Consider the following 17,210-nt stretch of genomic DNA (forward strand, 5'->3'; position numbering starts at 1 on the left):
CTAGGCCGTTGCCCCGCCGGTGCGGCCCTGGGGGACCTGCAGGCCGTACGCGTTCAGCGACTCGGCCACTCCCTCCAGGGTGATGCTGTGGTCGGCCGCCACCCGGGCGATCGACTCGATCTGGTCGAGCGAGACGTTGACGAGGTACTCGTCACCGCTGTCCTGCGCCTCCCGGAGCCAGGTCAGCGCCTCTGCCGCACGGCCCCTGATCTGCGCGACGAACTCGCTCATTGATTTTCTCCCTCACTCGCCCCCGAACGATGTCCGCGAGCTCTTCCAGTGCCGGAAGCCATCTCTTCCGGCACTGGCGCGAGTGGGCCTCACGGGTGAGGAACAGCCGCGTTACGGCCGTGCAACAGCTGTGAGACACACTGCACCGCCCGACACTCTACGGTCGACGCAGCGTTGCCGGACAGGCGACTCGGGTGCCGTCGAGCGAACACGTGCGGGAACATTTCGTGACGTCCACCCGTTAGGCGCCGTGTCCGAGTACGGAGGGTGAGGTCTGATCCGTTCGGTGACGGGAATTGATGTCGTTCTCCCGGTGCGGCGGTGTGGCTATCGCGGCTCGACTGGTGCACAATCCCTGCCGCGAGAGCGGGCACAAATCCGGCCCCGGGCGCGTTAGTCCACAGTCCGGTAGCAACGACCTTGATCCACCAGGGCGCGAGCACCGCATTCGGCCAGAGCACCACCAGTTCGAGCAACGACCAGCAATCCCGTTCTCATGGGGGCAACGCGCACCTCACCGGTTCCGCATCGGCGGATCCGGTGGAAGGGCACGTCCCGCGTGAGTTCCACACACCGGAGCGTGACCACACCATGGCAACCGACTACGACGCGCCGCGCAAGACCGACGACGACCTCAACGAGGACTCGCTCGAAGAGCTGAAGGCCCGCCGGGTGGACAAGTCGGCCGGCTCGGTCGACGAGGACGAGACCGAGGCGGCCGAGGGCTTCGAGCTGCCCGGGGCCGACCTGTCCAACGAGGAGCTGTCCGTCCGCGTCCTGCCCCGCCAGGCGGACGAGTTCACCTGCATGAGCTGCTTCCTGGTGCACCACCGCAGCCAGCTCGCGGGCGAGAAGAACGGCCAGCTGATCTGCAAGGAATGCGCGGCCTGAACCAACGGAACGGCACTACCTGAGAGTGTGGGGCGCCAAGGGCTCGCCCAGGAGCGTCACGAGCCCAGCGCCCGCACCCAGTCCTGCGGCCGGCGGGTCGAGACGAGCCAGTACGGCGTCGGGTCCTGCGGGTCGTCCAGGGTGACCCGGATCCCGGTGCGCACCCAGCCGCGCGTGCAGCGGTAGGCCCGGGCGTCCAGCTCGGTGCCCAGCAGGGCCTTCATCCGGGCCGGGTCCAGGGCCTCGACCTCGGCGACCAGCGAGGCCGGCACCTTCGCCCGCCCGGCCGAGAACACGCCCTTGGCCAGTTCCAGCCGCGGCGTCCAGAGCACCACCAGGCCGAGCACCACGCCGGCCATCACCACCGCGGTCCCGATCGCGAACGGCACGTTGATCGGGCCCGGGATCAGGCCGAAGGCCGCCCCGAAGGCGGCGAAGCCGAGCCACACGCCGGGCGTCGGGCTCAGCTTCTCGGTCAGGTTCTTCTTCTTGGCGGTGGTCGCGGGCGTGGCCGAGGCCGCCGCTTCCTGCTGGTCCGGGCGCATGTTCCCAGTTTCCCACGGGCCCGCCGGGCCGGTGCGTACCACCCGGCCCGCGCCGTACGGAACGCATCCTGGCCGGGGCGGACCGGCCGGGCTCCGGTGCTGGATAGGCTGTCCGACCGTGAGCACGACTTCCGCACCTTCCGGCTGGGAGGACTTCGCCTCCGGCCAGGTCGAGGTGCTCGTCCAGCGCCTCGACCCCGAGCTGCCCCTGCCCGGCTACGCGCACCCCGGCGACGCCGGGGCCGACCTGGTCACCGCCGTCGACGTGACCCTGGAGCCGGGGGAGCGGCAGACGGTCCCGACCGGGGTGGCGATCGCCCTGCCGGACGGATATGCCGCCTTCGTGCACCCGCGCTCCGGCCTGGCCGCGCGTTTCGGGTTGACGGTGGTCAATGCGCCCGGCACGGTCGATGCGGGATATCGCGGTGAGATCCGGGTGACGCTGCTGAACACCGACCGCACCACCCCGGTGCAGTTGCGGCGCGGCGACCGGATCGCGCAGCTGGTCGTCCAGCCGGTGAGCCGGGCCTCCTTCGTCGAGGCCGGCCGGCTGCCCGGCTCCGTGCGCGGGGCGGGCGGCTTCGGCTCGACCGGTGGGTTCACCGACGGCAGCACGGGCAGCACGGGCTTGGGAACGCAACGAGGAGAGCACTGATGAGCTGGTTCCGCCGCAACAAGGGGGACGAGGCGTCCCCGGCCGACGAGCCGGAGACCACCTCCGCGTCCTCCGCCGCCGACGACGACCGTGAAGACAACGCCCCGAAGGGCGCACCGGCGCCGGGCGACGTCTACGACCGGTCCAACGGCCCCTGGGACGAGGCCGAGGCCGACCCCGAGGTCACCTACATCGACCTCGGCGCGATCCGGCTGCCGGCCCGTGAGGGCACCATCCAGATGCGCCTGGAGATCGAGGAGCAGACCAACAAGGTCATCGCCGCGACCGTCCAGCTCAACGACTCGGCCGTGCAGCTGCAGGCGTTCGCCGCCCCGCGCACCTCCGGGATCTGGGACGACATCCGCGCCGAGATCGCCGCCAGCGTGAGCCGCCAGGGCGGCGAGGTCGACGACGTGCCCGGCGTGTTCGGCCGCGAGCTGCTGGCCAAGGTGCCCGCCCGCACGCCGGACGGCCGCACCGTGCTGCAGCCGGCCCGGTTCTCCGGCGTCGACGGCCCGCGCTGGTTCCTGCGCGCGGTGTTCCACGGGGCCGCCGCGCTCGACCAGGAGAAGGCACTCGAGCTGGAGAGCCTGGTGCGGGACGTGGTGGTGGTGCGGGGCACCGATGCGATGGCCCCGCGTGAGCTGCTGCCGCTGAGCCTGCCCGACAACGCCCACCCGGCCGACGGCGAGGGTGAGGGCGAGAGCGCACCGGCCGAGGAGAAGAAGGACGCGCTGCGCCCGCCGGAGCGCGGCCCGGAGATCACCGAGGTCCGCTGACCAGCTCTTCCGCGAGCACGCAGAACAGCACGGAGAACGGCCCAGGTCGGGTACCGGCCTGGGCCGTCCGGCTGATTGCCCCCAAGTCCGCCCGCTCCGGTTGTGACTCCTCGGCCGATCTGGGTCAAGATGAATGTGCGGAGCAGGAATAAGAACCGAAACGGCTTGTTGAGCAACAGGTCGTACACCTGCAAAAGAGTGGGCAGGGCCACTCCCCGAACGCCCGGGGACGGCTCAGGGAGCAGGTTCGGGATGGGTACGCTGAAATCCGTGGGTAAGCAGATCACAGACGATCAGGCACCGGCCGCCCCGGCCGAACGCTCCGGCCTGCGCCGGGCCCTGGCCCGGTTCACCGCCCCTCAGCACGTGGTGCACGCCGACGAGGAGCGCGAGCAGGCGGTCCGCCTCGGCGGCACCCCGATCGCCCAGCTCCGGGCCCGGCAGCCGGCCATGGTCTGCGGCACGCTGCGCGCCGTCACGCTGCGCCCCCGGGCCGGCGTCCCCGCGCTGGTCGCGGAGCTGTACGACGGCAGCGGCAGCATCGCGGTGGTCTGGCTGGGCCGCCGGCACATCGGTGGGGTGGAGCCGGGCCGGCGCATCCGCGTCCAGGGTGTGGTGTGCGAGGCGAGCGGCACCGCCACCATCTTCAACCCGCGCTACGAACTGGTGCCCGGCAGCCCGGGCTAGGCTTTGGGGCAGCGGTCCGCCCGGTGCGGGCCGCCCGCCCAGCCGAACCCAGAGCCGACCGGAGCTGACCAGAGCCGATGACGGAGCAGCAGCACGGGTCCGCCCCCGTCCCGGGGGAGCACTCCCAGCATCCCCACCCGCCCGTCGAACACGCTGCCGAGAACGTCGCCGAGCGGGTCGGCAAGGGCTCGTTCGCCCAGGCCGTGGCGGCCGAGTTCGACCTGAACAAGGCGATCGGCGGCCCCCGCGGCGTGATCGAGTCGGTACTGCCGTACACCGTCTTCTCGATCGCCTTCGCGATCACCCAGGAACTGCGGCCCTCGGTCTACGCGGCACTGGCCCCGCTGGTCGTGCTGATTGCGATCCGCCTGGTCCGGCGCGAGCCGCTCACCCAGGCGCTCTCCGGGGTGATCGGGATCGCGATCGGTGCCTGGATCGCGAGCAAGACCGGCCGGGCCTCGGACATGTTCCTGACCAGCATCGTCAAGAACGGCGGCTCGGCGCTCGGGGCGATGATCTCGATCGCCGTGCGCTGGCCGATCGTCGGCGTCTTCGTCGGCCCGATCACCGGCGAGATGTTCGAGTGGCGTCACCACCGCCCGCGCTACCAGGCGTTCGTGAAGGCCACCTGGATCTTCGTGGCGCTGTTCCTGATCCGGGTGGCGGTGCAGGTCCCGCTCAGCATCGCCGACCAGGCCACCCTGCTGGGCCTGCTGAACGGCCTGGTGCTGGGCCTGCCGCTGTTCGCCGTGGCGCTCTGGCTGATCTGGCGGGTCCTGCGCAAGGTGCCGCCGGTCACCGCCGACCACACCCCGCACAAGGTCTCCTGACCAACGAAGGTGCCCACCGACGTCCTGAATCTGAGGACGCCGGTGGGCACCGATGTTTTGTACGGGGACTCTCAGCCGCGGGGGTTGAGCAGTTCCTGCAACGCGTCCTCGCTGTCCGGCACGGTGATGAACATCAGCTCGTCCCCGGCCTCGAGGGCGTCGTCGCGGCTGGGCGGGATCGGCCGCTCACCCCGGATGATCCCGACCAGCACGGTGTCGTCCGGCCAGGCGATCTCGCCGACCATGGTCCCGGCCAGCGGCGACTCGGCCGGCAGGGTCAGCTCCACCATCGAGGCCTGACCCTGCTGGAAGGTGAAGATCCGGACCAGCTCACCGATCGAGACGGCCTCCTCGACCAGGGCCGTCATCAGCCGCGGGGTGGACACCGCCACGTCCACGCCCCAGGCCTCGTCGAACATCCACTCGTTGGCCGGGGTGTTCACCCGGGCCACGGTGCGGGGCACCCCGTACTCGGTCTTCGACAGCAGCGAGACCACCAGGTTGGCCTTGTCGTCGCCGCTGGCCGCGACCACCACGTCGCAGTCGGCCAGCCCGGCGTCGGCCAGCGAGCTGATCTCGCAGGCGTCGGCCAGCAGCCACTCGGCCTCCGGCACGCTGGTCACCCGGATCGCGTTCGGGTCCTTGTCGATCAGCAGCACCCGGTGCCCGTTGGTGAGCAGTTCCCGCGCGATCGAGCGGCCCACGCTGCCCGCGCCGACGATGACGATCCGCATCAGTGCCCATCCTTCGACGGCGGGACGGCCATTCTCTGTTCCACCGAGGTGAGCTGGTCGTGCCGCAGCACGAAGTGCACCAGGTCGCCCTCCTGGTAGAGGGTGTCCGGCCCGGGCACGAGCCCCTCGCCGAGCCGCGAGAGGAAGGCGACCCGGGCCTCGGAAGCGGCTTCCAGGGCGGCCATCCGCCGCCCCACCCAGCCGGTGTGCACCTGTACCTCGGCCAGGATCACCGCGCCGGAGGGGTCGCGGTACTCGGAGATCGCGCCGGCGGGCAGCAGCCGGCGGGCCATCTGGTCGGCCGTCCAGCGCACGGTGGCGACGGTGGGGATGCCCAGGCGCTGGTAGACCTCGGCGCGGCCCGGGTCGTAGATCCGGGCCACCACGTTGCTCACGCCGAACGTCTCCCGGGCCACCCGGGCGGCCAGGATGTTGGAGTTGTCGCCGTTGCTCACCGCGGCGAACGCGTAGGCGTCCTCGATCCCCGCCTCGGTCAGGGTGTCCCGGTCGAAACCGGGGCCGACCACGCGGCGGCCCTCGAAGTGCGGGCCGAGCCGGCGGAAGGCGTTCGCGTTCTGGTCCACCACCGCGACGGTGTGCCCGCGGTCCTCGACCATCTGGGCCAGGGTGGAGCCGGTGCGGCCGCATCCCATGATCACGAAGTGCACGTTCGTCGGCCCTCTCAGCTGACCTGCTGTCCGCCGCTGAAGGTACACCCGTGGCTCGCCCACGGTGGGCCCCACGGTCCACCGTTACCGCCCTCCGGCCGCCGGGAATACGATGACCGGCCGTGCCTTCATTTCCCGGCGCCGTGAAACGGCTGCTCGTGGGGCGGCCGGTGCGCAGCGAACGTCTGGGCGAGACCCTTCTGCCCAAACGCATCGCGCTGCCGGTCTTCGCCTCGGACGCGCTCTCCTCGGTGGCCTACGCGCCGGACGAGATCCTGCTGACCCTGGCCGCCGCGGGCCTGACGTCGTACGCGCTCTCGCCCTGGGTCGGGGTGGCGGTGGTCTTCGTCATGCTGATCGTGGTCGCGTCCTACCGGCAGAACGTGCACGCCTATCCCTCCGGCGGCGGCGACTACGAGGTGGCCACGGTCAACCTCGGGCCGACCGCCGGGATCACCGTGGCCAGCGCGCTGCTGGTCGACTACGTCCTCACGGTCGCCGTCTCGATCTCCTCCGGGGCCCAGTACGCCGCCTCGGCCATGCCTTTCCTGCGGGGGCACGAGGCGCTCGTCGCCGTGATCGTGGTCGTCCTGCTCACCACGATCAACCTGCGCGGGGTGCGGGAGTCGGGCTCCGCGTTCGCCGTGCCCACCTACGTCTTCATGTTCGCCATCCTGGGGATGAGCGCCTGGGGGTTCCTCAAGTACTTCCTGGGCGACCTGCCGCAGGCCGAGAGCGCGGTGCTCGACCTGCTCCCGGAGTCGCAGTTCGAGCAGGGCCTGGTCGGCCTGGGCGGGGCCTTCCTGCTGCTGCGGGCCTTCTCGTCCGGCTGCGCGGCGCTGACCGGGGTCGAGGCGATCAGCAACGGGGTGCCCGCGTTCAAGAAGCCGAAGAGCCACAACGCCGCCACCACGCTGGCCCTGCTCGGCTCGATCGCGGTGCTGATGCTGATGTCCACGATCATCCTGTCCCGGCTGATGCACGTGCGCTTCGCCGAGTTCCCGGCCGAGCAGCTCACCCGCGACGGCGTGCCGGTCGGCGAGGACTACGTGCAGGACCCGGTGATCGGCCAGATCGCCTCGGCCCTCTTCGGCGGCTTCCCGCCGGCCTTCTACCTGGTCACCTTCGCCACCGGGCTGATCCTGATCCTGGCCGCCAACACCGCGTTCAACGGCTTCCCGGTGCTCGGCTCGATCCTGGCCCGCGACGACCTGCTGCCGCGCCAGCTGCACACCCGCGGCGACCGGCTGGCCTACAGCAACGGCATCGTGCTCCTGGCGGTCGGGGCGAGCCTGCTCATCCTGGCCTTCGACGCCCAGGTCACCCGGCTGATCCAGCTCTACATCGTGGGCGTCTTCATCTCCTTCACGGTCAGCCAGACCGGCATGGTGCGGCACTGGACCCGGCTGCTGCGCACCGAGGCCGACCCGGCGGCGCGGCGGAGGATGAAACAGTCCCGGGTGATCAACGCGATCGGCCTGAGCATCACCGGCAGCGTGCTGGTGGTCGTGCTGATCACCAAGTTCACCCGCGGCGCCTACCTGGCCCTGCTGTTCATGGCCGTGCTGTTCGTGCTGATGCTGGCGATCCGCCGGCACTACCGGAAGGTGCGGGCCGAGCTGGACGAGGAGGACGACAGCAGAGGCCGGGTCCTGCCGTCCCGGGTGCACGCCATCGTCCTGGTGTCCAAGCTGCACAAGCCCACGCTGCGGGCGCTCGCCTACGCCCGGGCCTCCCGGCCCTCGGTGCTGGAGGCGGTCACGGTCACCGTCGACGCCGAGGAGACCCGGCGCCTGCAGGAGGAGTGGGACCGCCGCGACATCCCGGTGCCCCTGCGGGCCCTGGACTCGCCGTATCGTGAGGTCACCCGCCCGGTGCTCAACTACGTGCGCAGTATCCGCCGCGACAGCCCCCGCGACCTGGTGGTGGTCTACGTGCCGGAGTATGTGGTGGGGCGCTGGTGGGAGCAGTTGCTGCACAACCAGAGCGCGCTGCGGCTGAAGAGCGGTCTGCACTTCATGTCCGGCGTGATCGTGGCCAGCGTGCCCTGGCAGCTGCGGTCCTCGCGGCACCGGCTGGGCGAGGAGAACCGCCCGGCCCCGGGGGACGCGCGGCGGGGTGCGGTGCCGCCGGAGAGCCCCGAAGAGATCTCTACGAAGGAACAGAATGTCTAGCAGTCCGACCAGTGACTCCCCGTCGTCCGTCGCCTCGGGGCCTGGCCTGGTCACCGACGAGCTGATCCAGCTGCAGGTCGGCCCGGTGGCGCACGGCGGGCACTGTGTGGCCCGGCACGAGGGCCGGGTGGTCTTCGTCCGGCACGCGCTGCCCGGTGAGGTGGTGCTGGCCCGGCTGACCGAGTCCGGGCCGGACGCGAAGTTCTGGCGGGCCGACGCGGTCGAGGTCGTCGAGGCCTCGCCCGACCGGGTCCCGGCGCCCTGCCCGGTGGCCGGTCCCGGGCTGTGCGGCGGGTGCGACTGGCAGCACGCCGACCTGTCCGCCCAGCGCCGGATGAAGGCCGACGTGGTGAAGGAGCAGCTGCGCCGGATCGCCCACCTCGACCCGGTGCCCGAGGTCGTGGTGGAGGGCCCGGAGGGCGACGGGCTGGGCTGGCGCACCCGGGTGCGGTTCACGGTCGACACCGAAGGACGCCCGGGGTTGCGCAAGCACCGCTCCCACGACGTGATCGCGGTGAAGGAGTGTCTGATCGCCTCTCCCGCGGCGGCGTCGCTGGGGATCACCCAGTCCCGCTGGCCGGGGGCGCTCGCGGTCGAGGTGGTCGAGCCCTCCACCGGCTCGCCGCTGGTGGTGGCCGAGGCCGTCGCCAGTCGCAAGGGTCCTTCGCTGCGGCTGCCCAAGCTGCCCGAGACCAACGTGGCCACCCGCGACGACGAGGGCCTGCACCAGGTCAAGGGGCGTACCTGGGTCTCTGAGGAAGTAAGCGTGGCGGGTACGCCGCGGCCGTTCCGGGTCACCGGTACGGGCTTCTGGCAGGTGCACCCGGCCGCGGCCCAGACCCTGCTCGACGCCGTGCTGGAGGCAGCCCAGGCCCGGCCGGGGGAGCGGGCGGTGGACCTGTACGGAGGTGTGGGGCTGTTCGCGGCCGGGCTGGCCGAGCAGGTCGGCGTCACCGGCAGCGTGCTGCTGGTCGAGGGCGACGCCCGGGCCTCGGCCGACGCCCGCCGGGGCCTGCACGACCTGGGGCAGGTGCGGGTGGAGAACGGCTCGGTCTCCCGCGTGCTGCCGCGCCTGGCCGCAGAGGGGGGACCGCTGGCCGACGGCGGGGCCGACGTGATCGTGCTCGACCCGCCCCGTTCGGGCGCCGGCAAGGACGTGATGCGTCAGGTCACCGCGCTGGCTCCGCGCGTGGTCGTCTACGTGGCCTGCGACCCGGCCGCCCTGGCCCGCGACCTGGCCTTCGCCGAGGGGCTGGGCTACCGGCTGGACAAGCTGCGGGCCTTCGACCTGTTCCCGATGACCCACCACGTGGAGTGCGTGGCCGTGCTGGTCCCGGCCGGTGAGCGGCCCTCGCCGTCGGAGGTCCCGACGGTGTCCGAGCCCGCCCGGCGCCCCGCCTGGCCCCGGCGTTCGCGCGGTCGGCGATAACAGGCCGTCGCTGCCTCGAGTGCGTCCGGAACTCGTAGCGGTTGCGCCGAACGGCGCGTCAACCTGCCTCGTTGTTCAACTGCAGGCAGGCTTCGACTTAGGTTCGGCTAACTATCTTGACGTCGAGATACTTTAGTATGGTGCTCGGTGACGACGATCTACGACGATCTAAGGAGCTCTCGTTGAGCAGTGTGAGAAGCCTCGACAGCTTTGGCGCGCGCGGCCAACTCGCTGCCGGAGACGCCAGCTACGACATCTTCCGGCTCTCGGCCGTCCCCGGTGCCGCCGAGCTGCCGTACAGCCTGAAGGTCCTGCTGGAGAACCTGCTGCGGACCGAGGACGGCGCCAACATCACCGCCGGCCACATCCGGGCGCTGGCCGGCTGGGACCCGAGTGCGAACCCGGACACCGAGATCCAGTTCACCCCGGCCCGGGTGATCATGCAGGACTTCACCGGCGTGCCGTGCATCGTCGACCTGGCCACCATGCGCGAGGCCGTGGCCGAGCTGGGTGGCGACCCGAACAAGATCAACCCGCTGTCCCCGGCCGAGATGGTGATCGACCACTCGGTGATCGCCGACGTGTTCGGCCGGCCGGACGCGTTCGAGAAGAACGTCGACCTGGAGTACCAGCGCAACGGCGAGCGCTACCAGTTCCTGCGCTGGGGCCAGACCGCCTTCGACGACTTCAAGGTGGTGCCCCCGGGCACCGGCATCGTGCACCAGGTCAACATCGAGCACCTGGCCCGGGTGGTCTTCGAGCGTGACGGTGTGGCCTACCCCGACACCTGCGTGGGCACCGACTCGCACACCACCATGGTGAACGGCATCGGCGTCCTGGGCTGGGGCGTCGGCGGTATCGAGGCCGAGGCCGCGATGCTCGGCCAGCCGGTCAGCATGCTCATCCCGCGGGTGGTCGGCTTCAAGCTCAACGGTGAGATCCCGGCCGGGGTCACCGCCACCGACGTGGTGCTCACCATCACCGAAATGCTGCGCAAGCACGGCGTGGTGGGCAAGTTCGTCGAGTTCTACGGTGAGGGCGTCGGCGCGGTGCCGCTGGCCAACCGGGCCACCATCGGCAACATGAGCCCCGAGTTCGGCTCCACCGCCGCGATGTTCCCGATCGACGAGGTCACGCTCGACTACCTGCGCCTGACCGGCCGCAGCGATGCGCAGGTCGCCCTGGTCGAGGCGTACACCAAGGAGCAGGGCCTGTGGCACGACCCGGCCAGTGAGGCCAAGTACTCCGAGTACCTCGAGCTCGACCTGTCCACCGTGGTCCCGAGCATCGCCGGCCCCAAGCGCCCGCAGGACCGGATCGAGCTGGCCCACGCCAAGGCCGCCTGGCGCGGGGCGATCTCCGACTACGTGAAGGACTGGCAGTCCGGGGGCAAGCAGGACGAGGCGGTGGCCGAGTCGTTCCCGGCCAGCGACTCCCCGTCGGCGTCCTCCTCCAGCAAGGCCGACGAGCCGAACGCGCCGCACGAATCGAACGGCCGCCCGCACAAGCGGGTTCCGGTCACCATGGCCGACGGCACCCAGTTCGAGCTGGACCACGGCCACGTCACCATCGCCGCCATCACCAGCTGCACCAACACCTCCAACCCGTCGGTCATGCTGGCCGCCGCGCTGCTGGCCAAGAACGCGGTGGAGCGGGGCCTGTCGGTCAAGCCGTGGGTGAAGACCACGATGGCGCCGGGCTCCAAGGTGGTCATGGACTACTACGCCAAGGCCGGTCTGGTGCCGTACCTGGAGAAGCTCGGCTACCACCTGGTCGGCTACGGCTGCACCACCTGCATCGGCAACTCCGGCCCGCTGCCCGAGGAGATCTCGGCCGCGGTGCAGGAGAACGACCTCACCGTGGTGTCGGTGCTCTCCGGCAACCGCAACTTCGAGGGCCGGATCAACCCCGACGTCAAGATGAACTACCTGGCCTCCCCGCCGCTGGTGATCGCCTACGCGCTGGCCGGCACCATCGACTGGGACCCGGAGAACGACCCGATCGGCACCGACTCCGACGGCAACGACGTGTTCATGCGCGAGATCTGGCCGTCCGCTCAGGAGGTCGCCGCGGTGGTCGAGGACTCGATCACCAAGGACATGTTCGTCGGCGACTACGCCGACGTGTTCGCCGGTGACGAGCGCTGGCAGTCGCTGGACACCCCCGAGGGCAGCACCTTCGCCTGGGACAGCGAGTCCACCTACGTGCGCCGCCCCCCGTACTTCGAGGGCATGAAGATCGAGACCACCCCGGTCACCGACATCTCCGGCGCCCGGGTGCTGGCCAAGCTGGGTGACTCGGTGACCACCGACCACATCAGCCCGGCCAGCTCGATCAAGGTCGACTCGCCGGCCGGGGTCTACCTGGCCGAGCACGGCGTGGCCCGCAAGGACTTCAACTCCTACGGTTCCCGGCGGGGCAACCACGAGGTGATGATCCGCGGCACCTTCGCCAACATCCGGCTGAAGAACCAGCTGCTGGACGGCGTCGAGGGCGGCTTCACCCGGAACTTCCTGGCCGAGGGCGAGCAGACCACGATCTACGACGCGGCCCAGGCCTACGCCGAGGCCGGCGTCCCGCTGGTGGTGCTGGCCGGCAAGGAGTACGGCTCGGGCTCCAGCCGCGACTGGGCGGCCAAGGGCACGCGTCTGCTGGGCGTCCGCGCGGTCATCACCGAGAGCTACGAGCGGATCCACCGCTCCAACCTGATCGGGATGGGCGTGCTGCCGCTGCAGTTCCCGGCCGGCCAGAACGCCGACTCGCTGGGCCTGGACGGCACCGAGACGTTCGACGTCGCCGGGGTCACCGAGCTCAACAACGGCACCACCCCGGCCACCGTCAAGGTCACCGCCACCAGGACGGACGGCACCAAGGTCGAGTTCGACGCCGTGGTCCGGATCGACACCCCCGGTGAGGCCGACTACTACCGCAACGGCGGCATCCTGCAGTACGTGCTGCGCTCGCTGGTCAGCTGAACCGATTGAAGACGTCCGTGGGCACCGACGCCACGGACGCCCCCTCGGGTGGCTGGTAGCCGTCCGGACCGGTCTGAACCGCCCGTCCCTCGAACGAGGGGCGGGCGGTTCTGCGCGGAGGGGCTAGGGCCTGTCCTGTGGATCGGCGCCGTAGCGAGGAGGTGCCCGGTGACGGCCTGGGCGTGCCCGGTGGGCGCCCTCGTAGTGGTTCTACGTGGGTGCCCGCCGGGTGCGTCCAGGCTGCCCACCGGGTGCCCCGCAGTAGGCGACCGATTCGCAGGACAGGACCTAGTTGCGGCCGGTGCGCTCGACCGGGATGGGATCGTCGTACTCCCCGGCGCTGCCGTGGAGCGGCTTGCCCTTCGGCGACGGCCAGGCGTTGGCCCGGCATCCGTGCATGCCGAGCGACTGCTGCTGCATCACCGGTGCCAGGCGGCCGGGGCCCGGGCAGAGCTCGTGGCCGTGCCCCAGCAGGTGCCCCGTCTCGTGGTTGATCACGTAGGCGCGGTAGACGGCCAATGAGGCGGGGTAGTCCGGCACCCCGTGCACCCACCGGGCCACGTTGATCACCACGTCGTCGCCGTTGCGGCACGAGGTGTACCCGCCCGTCCCACCGCAGAGCACGTCCCGGGTGCCCGGGGTGGTCAGCCGGACGGTGAAGTCGGCGCTCTGGCCGGGGCCCACCCGCCGCAGGCGGCGCTCGCCCTGACCGGTCCAGCTGCGGTCGTCGCCGAGGATCTTCACCACCTCACCGGCGAACTTCTTCGCCGTGATCCCGTCGATGCCCCGCTCCACCGCGACCTGGTAGCGCAGCACCGGCCCGGCCGACCCGCTCACCGCCGACTTCCCGGCCGCGACCACCCAGGTGTTCTTGCCGGTGTGCAGGTACTTCACCGGCCGCACGGTCTCCGGGGCCTGCGGGGTCTGCGGGGTCTCCGGCCCGACCGGAGGTGCCGCAGGAGCCGTGGTCGCCGGGGCAGCGGCGGCTCCTTCCACCCGGTCGTGCAGGACGACCTCCACATGCGGAAGACCGCATCCGCCGAGCAGCGCCGACCCGGCGATCAGCGCCCCGCCGGCCCGCAAACGTCCTGAAAACACAGTCTCTCCTGGTAACCGCCAACCCCCAGATGAGATCAGACGCCACTGACAACGACGGAATCACCCGGTGGATCGGTTGCACTCCCGGGTGCGACGGGTGTCACTCTCTTTCCTGTGACCGAACACCTCCCGCCCGGCTGGCCCGAGGCCGTCCTTCCGCCCGGCACCCGCGAGTGGGAGCAGTCCGCCTCGTCCTGGCTCCTCGACCAGTGCCCGGCCGACTTCCGCGCCTACCCGGTGCTGCGGAAACAGGTCCTGGGTCTGGCCTGGCTGGCCTACCAGCACGTCGGGGCGCAGCGGCAGGCCCTGGACCGGGGGCTCAGCCGGATCCGCACCGACCTGTCCCGTGACCTGCCGCCTGCCGCGCTCGAAGAGATGATCGAGGCGGTCCAGCAGGAGCAGTCCCGGCTGGCGGCCGCCCAGCGGGGTGTGGAGCTCGTGGCCCGGGCCCTGCGGGGGGAGCGGTACATCCCCCGGCTGTGACCGGCTGCGTGGGGTGGCGCTCGTCACCTTCCGGCCGGGCGACTCCGGCCACGCACGGTCCCTCCCGGGTCACGGTCCGTCGAGCATGCTCTGCCCCAAGACCTGGAGGAATTATGAAAGTTTCGTGTGTCTAATCCCTTACGGGTGGAGGTTCGCAGCGCGGGCTGCGGGAGCGACCCTAGAATCGTGGGTCAGGACGGTGGATCCGCCGGATCGGGTCCGCCGAGTCCACGGGTTTTACACGGCAGCTAGGGAGATGCGTAGTCGATGGTGGCGCTCACGGAGATCCATGGCCCGGACGACCTTCGACTGCTCGACGCGGCGCAGCTGGACGATCTGGCCCAGCAGATCCGCACGTTCCTGGTCCGCGAGGTCTCCCGCACCGGCGGCCACCTCGGGCCCAACCTCGGGGTGGTCGAGCTGACCATGGCCGTGCACCGGGTCTTCCAGTCCCCGCACGACCAGATCGTGTTCGACACCGGGCACCAGTGCTACGTGCACAAGCTGCTCACCGGCCGGCAGGACTTCAGCGCCCTCAAGCGGCAGGGCGGCCTGTCCGGCTACCCCTCCCGGGCCGAGTCCGAGCACGACATCGTCGAGAGCAGCCACGCCTCCTCGTCGCTGTCCTGGGCCGACGGCCTGGCCAAGGCCAACCAGCTCACCGGCCGCGGCGACCGGCACGTGGTGGCGATCGTCGGCGACGGCGCGCTCACCGGTGGCATGGCCTGGGAGGCGCTGAACAACATCGCCGTCGGCCAGGAACGCAACCTGGTCATCGTGGTCAACGACAACGAGCGCTCCTACGCGCCCACCATCGGCGGCCTGTCCGAGCGGCTGGCCAAGCTGCGCACGCTGGACAGCTACGAGAAGGCGCTCGACCTGGGCAAGTCGGTGCTGCAGCGCGGGGGCACGCCGGGCCGGCTGGCCTACGGCACCCTGCACGGAATGAAGAAGGGCATCAAGGACATCGTGGCCCCCCAGGGCCTGTTCGAGGACCTGGGTCTCAAGTACGTGGGCCCGGTCGACGGCCACGACCTCGAGGCCATGGAGTTCGCCCTGGGCCGGGCCAAGTCGTTCGGCGGCCCGGTGATCGTGCACGCGATCACCGAGAAGGGCCGCGGCTACGCGCCGGCCCGCAACGACCAGGCCGACCAGTTCCACGCGATCGGCGTGATCGACCCGGAGACCGGCAAACCGGTCTCCAGCGGCCGCGGCGGGGTCAAGTGGACCAGCGTGTTCGCCGACGAGATCGTCCAGATCGCCGACGAGCGGCCGGACGTGGTCGGCATCACCGCGGCCATGCTGATCCCGGTGGGTCTGCACCGCTTCGCCGAGCGCTACCCCGACCGGGTGTTCGACGTCGGTATCGCCGAGCAGCACGCGGTCACCAGCGCGGCCGGGATGGCGCACGGCGGCCTGCACCCGGTGGTCGCGGTCTACGCCACCTTCATGAACCGGGCCTTCGACCAGGTCCTGATGGACGTGGCGCTGCACCGCGAGGGCGTCACCTTCGTCCTCGACCGGGCCGGGGTCACCGGCGACGACGGGGCCAGCCACAACGGCATGTGGGACCTGTCGCTGCTGGGCCTGGTGCCGGGCATCCGGATCGCCGCCCCGCGCGACGCCGTGCGGCTGCGCGAGCTGCTGCGCGAGGCCGTGGCAGTGGAGGACGCCCCCACCGTGCTGCGCTTCCAGAAGGGCCAGGTGGCCGACGAGGTCCCCGCGCTCGAGCGGGTCGGCAACCTCGACGTGCTGCACCGCGAGGGCGACGAGGACGTGCTGGTGGTGGCCGTCGGCTCGATGACGGCCCTGGGGCTGGAGGTGGCCCAGCGGCTGAACCAGCAGGGCATCGGCGTCACCGTGGTCGACCCGCGCTGGGTGCTGCCGGTGAACGAGGCGGTGCCGGCGCTGGCCGCCCGGCACCAGCTGGTCGTGGTGGTGGAGGACGGCGGGGTGTCCGGCGGGGTCGCCAGCCACGTGTCGTCCGCCCTGTCCGCAGCTCGGGTGCCCACCGCCGTCCGTGGTTTCGGGATCCCGCAGGAGTTCCTCGACCACGCCAGCCGGGCCCAGGTGCTGGAGCACGTCGGGCTCACCGCGCAGGAGGTCTCCCGCGAGGTGGTCGAGCACTTCTCCCGTCAGGCCGAGGTCGCGATGGAAGATCTGCCCCGTCCCTGACAGTCAGATGGCGTGCCTACCCCGTCGCGCTCCGTGCCGGGGTACGGCAACCTCATCGGCCGTCACCAACAGCGGGATGTCCAGAGCGCGGTCGGGCTCGTCGGTGAGCTGCCAGGCGGCCTGCACGAAGCCGGGGTCGATGTGCCGTAGGTCGAACCAGGCCCGCTGACGGGTGGGGGCGGCCACTGCCCGCATACCCACGCCGTCGCCCTCGGCCAGGTGCTTGCGCAGGGTGCGGGAGCTGAGCAACGCCAGCACGTCGCAGCCCCCGACGGGCCGGATGACCCCCTCGCGCCCGTCCCGCGACAGCCGGGCCGCCGCCAGAGCGCCCATGCGCTCGGTGTATTCACGCAGGGCGGCCCAGGACTCGCGCCCCTGTACGCCTACTCGGGCTGCCAGGGAAGGTGCGAGCGAAACACAACGGTCCGGCTCGTCCAGGAGGCCGTAGACGCCGTACCCCAGGTCCAGTGCGCCCCCAGGCAGCTTCTGCACCACCCAGTCGGGCCCGAGGTGGTCAATGTGGCCGGGCGGCAACGCAATCAGGCGCAGCGTCTCACGGAAGCAGGACCCGGCCTCGTCGCCCAGTTCGCCGACCAGTCGGTGCAGCCGCAGCAGGGCCGCCACCCGGTGCCGGGCGGTCGCGCTCTCGGCCGGCTCCGGGCCGACCACCTGGCGGATCATCGGCCAGGTCACCAGCGCGCCTTCCGCGTCCGGCAGCCGTACCCCGTCGTCGGAGGGCACGAAGTCGATGTCGTGCAGAACGCTCACCGCTAGGACACATCGCCGCAGCGCGGTCTCGTCATTTCCGATCGCGTCGGGCATGGGCCCACCGTAAGCGCGCAGAGTGCACCCAGCG

At 71.1% G+C, this 17,210-nt stretch carries 16 protein-coding genes; 10 read left to right on the forward strand and 6 right to left on the reverse strand.

Features of this window, described 5'->3' with window-relative positions; translation table 11 throughout:
* Positions 1-231: a hypothetical protein gene (locus LWF15_RS17650; RefSeq protein WP_232811942.1), complete on the reverse strand. Its 231-nt coding sequence runs from the start codon at positions 229-231 to the stop codon at positions 1-3.
* Between the two features lie 591 nt (positions 232-822).
* Here LWF15_RS17650 and LWF15_RS17655 point away from each other — a divergent pair.
* Positions 823-1,122 carry a DUF4193 domain-containing protein gene (locus LWF15_RS17655; protein ID WP_052533293.1) on the forward strand — a complete coding sequence of 100 codons (300 nt, stop codon included), beginning with the start codon at positions 823-825 and terminating at the stop codon, positions 1,120-1,122.
* 56 nt (positions 1,123-1,178) lie between these two features.
* Here LWF15_RS17655 and LWF15_RS17660 read toward each other — a convergent pair whose 3' ends face one another.
* The gene (locus LWF15_RS17660) at positions 1,179-1,667 is read right to left on the reverse strand and encodes a DUF3093 domain-containing protein (RefSeq protein WP_232811943.1); all 489 of its coding nucleotides are present in this window, start codon (positions 1,665-1,667) and stop codon (positions 1,179-1,181) included.
* A 175-nt stretch (positions 1,668-1,842) separates the two neighbouring features.
* Between LWF15_RS17660 and dut the strand changes: the two genes are divergently transcribed.
* The 4 genes from dut (at position 1,843) to LWF15_RS17680 (ending at position 4,618) form a co-directional block, all read left to right on the forward strand.
* Entirely contained in the window at positions 1,843-2,322 is a 480-nt protein-coding gene (dut, locus tag LWF15_RS17665) for a dUTP diphosphatase (RefSeq protein WP_408623502.1), read from the forward strand.
* Entirely contained in the window at positions 2,322-3,101 is a 780-nt protein-coding gene (locus LWF15_RS17670; protein WP_232811945.1) for a DUF3710 domain-containing protein, read from the forward strand. Before dut ends, LWF15_RS17670 begins: the two co-directional genes overlap by 1 nt.
* Before the next feature lie 270 nt (positions 3,102-3,371).
* Positions 3,372-3,788, forward strand: a complete 417-nt coding sequence (locus LWF15_RS17675; RefSeq protein ID WP_232811946.1) for an OB-fold nucleic acid binding domain-containing protein — start codon at positions 3,372-3,374, stop codon at positions 3,786-3,788.
* A 77-nt stretch (positions 3,789-3,865) separates the two neighbouring features.
* Positions 3,866-4,618: a DUF3159 domain-containing protein gene (locus tag LWF15_RS17680; RefSeq protein ID WP_232811947.1), complete on the forward strand. Its 753-nt coding sequence runs from the start codon at positions 3,866-3,868 to the stop codon at positions 4,616-4,618.
* A gap of 71 nt (positions 4,619-4,689) precedes the next feature.
* Here LWF15_RS17680 and LWF15_RS17685 read toward each other — a convergent pair whose 3' ends face one another.
* Both LWF15_RS17685 and LWF15_RS17690 read right to left on the reverse strand, forming a co-directional pair.
* On the reverse strand, positions 4,690-5,352 hold the full coding sequence (locus tag LWF15_RS17685; protein ID WP_232811948.1) for a potassium channel family protein: 663 nt from the start codon (positions 5,350-5,352) through the stop codon (positions 4,690-4,692).
* Entirely contained in the window at positions 5,352-6,020 is a 669-nt protein-coding gene (locus LWF15_RS17690; protein WP_352396604.1) for a potassium channel family protein, read from the reverse strand. The genes LWF15_RS17685 and LWF15_RS17690 overlap by 1 nt, the downstream gene beginning before the upstream one ends.
* Positions 6,021-6,142: 122 nt before the next feature.
* Here LWF15_RS17690 and LWF15_RS17695 point away from each other — a divergent pair, with 122 nt between their 5' ends.
* The 3 genes from LWF15_RS17695 (at position 6,143) to acnA (ending at position 12,598) form a co-directional block, all read left to right on the forward strand.
* The gene (locus LWF15_RS17695; RefSeq protein WP_232811949.1) at positions 6,143-8,194 is read left to right on the forward strand and encodes an APC family permease; all 2,052 of its coding nucleotides are present in this window, start codon (positions 6,143-6,145) and stop codon (positions 8,192-8,194) included.
* On the forward strand, positions 8,187-9,623 hold the full coding sequence (locus LWF15_RS17700; protein WP_232811950.1) for a class I SAM-dependent RNA methyltransferase: 1,437 nt from the start codon (positions 8,187-8,189) through the stop codon (positions 9,621-9,623). The genes LWF15_RS17695 and LWF15_RS17700 overlap by 8 nt, the downstream gene beginning before the upstream one ends.
* A 191-nt stretch (positions 9,624-9,814) precedes the next feature.
* Positions 9,815-12,598, forward strand: coding sequence for an aconitate hydratase AcnA (acnA, locus tag LWF15_RS17705; RefSeq protein WP_285622968.1), 2,784 nt, complete (start codon positions 9,815-9,817; stop codon positions 12,596-12,598).
* A 288-nt stretch (positions 12,599-12,886) separates the two neighbouring features.
* Here the strand turns inward: acnA and LWF15_RS17710 are convergent, their stop codons facing one another.
* A complete protein-coding gene (locus LWF15_RS17710) occupies positions 12,887-13,696 on the reverse strand; it encodes a DUF3152 domain-containing protein (protein WP_232811952.1) in 810 nt (269 codons plus the stop codon).
* Between the two features lie 114 nt (positions 13,697-13,810).
* Here LWF15_RS17710 and LWF15_RS17715 point away from each other — a divergent pair, with 114 nt between their 5' ends.
* A complete protein-coding gene (locus tag LWF15_RS17715; RefSeq protein ID WP_232811953.1) occupies positions 13,811-14,179 on the forward strand; it encodes a hypothetical protein in 369 nt (122 codons plus the stop codon).
* Between the two features lie 267 nt (positions 14,180-14,446).
* Positions 14,447-16,354: a 1-deoxy-D-xylulose-5-phosphate synthase gene (gene dxs, locus LWF15_RS17720; protein WP_232811954.1), complete on the forward strand. Its 1,908-nt coding sequence runs from the start codon at positions 14,447-14,449 to the stop codon at positions 16,352-16,354.
* A gap of 3 nt (positions 16,355-16,357) precedes the next feature.
* Here dxs and LWF15_RS17725 read toward each other — a convergent pair whose 3' ends face one another.
* Positions 16,358-17,176, reverse strand: coding sequence for a hypothetical protein (locus LWF15_RS17725; RefSeq protein ID WP_232811955.1), 819 nt, complete (start codon positions 17,174-17,176; stop codon positions 16,358-16,360).
* Between the last annotated feature and the right edge of the window lie 34 nt (positions 17,177-17,210).

The organism is Kineosporia rhizophila, from assembly GCF_021277265.1.
GTDB lineage: Bacteria > Actinomycetota > Actinomycetes > Actinomycetales > Kineosporiaceae > Kineosporia > Kineosporia rhizophila.

Excerpts from the sequence above, each read along its gene's own strand:
- LWF15_RS17670 (WP_232811945.1), top strand. The coding sequence starts at position 2,322 with ATGAGCTGGTTCCGCCGCAACAAGGGGGACGAGGCGTCCCCGGCCGAC.
- LWF15_RS17685 (WP_232811948.1), bottom strand. The coding sequence starts at position 5,352 with ATGCGGATCGTCATCGTCGGCGCGGGCAGCGTGGGCCGCTCGATCGCG.
- LWF15_RS17725 (WP_232811955.1), bottom strand. The coding sequence starts at position 17,176 with ATGCCCGACGCGATCGGAAATGACGAGACCGCGCTGCGGCGATGTGTC.
- LWF15_RS17650 (WP_232811942.1), bottom strand. The coding sequence starts at position 231 with ATGAGCGAGTTCGTCGCGCAGATCAGGGGCCGTGCGGCAGAGGCGCTG.
- LWF15_RS17655 (WP_052533293.1), top strand. The coding sequence starts at position 823 with ATGGCAACCGACTACGACGCGCCGCGCAAGACCGACGACGACCTCAAC.
- dxs (WP_232811954.1), top strand. The coding sequence starts at position 14,447 with ATGGTGGCGCTCACGGAGATCCATGGCCCGGACGACCTTCGACTGCTC.
- LWF15_RS17660 (WP_232811943.1), bottom strand. The coding sequence starts at position 1,667 with ATGCGCCCGGACCAGCAGGAAGCGGCGGCCTCGGCCACGCCCGCGACC.
- LWF15_RS17680 (WP_232811947.1), top strand. The coding sequence starts at position 3,866 with ATGACGGAGCAGCAGCACGGGTCCGCCCCCGTCCCGGGGGAGCACTCC.
- LWF15_RS17700 (WP_232811950.1), top strand. The coding sequence starts at position 8,187 with ATGTCTAGCAGTCCGACCAGTGACTCCCCGTCGTCCGTCGCCTCGGGG.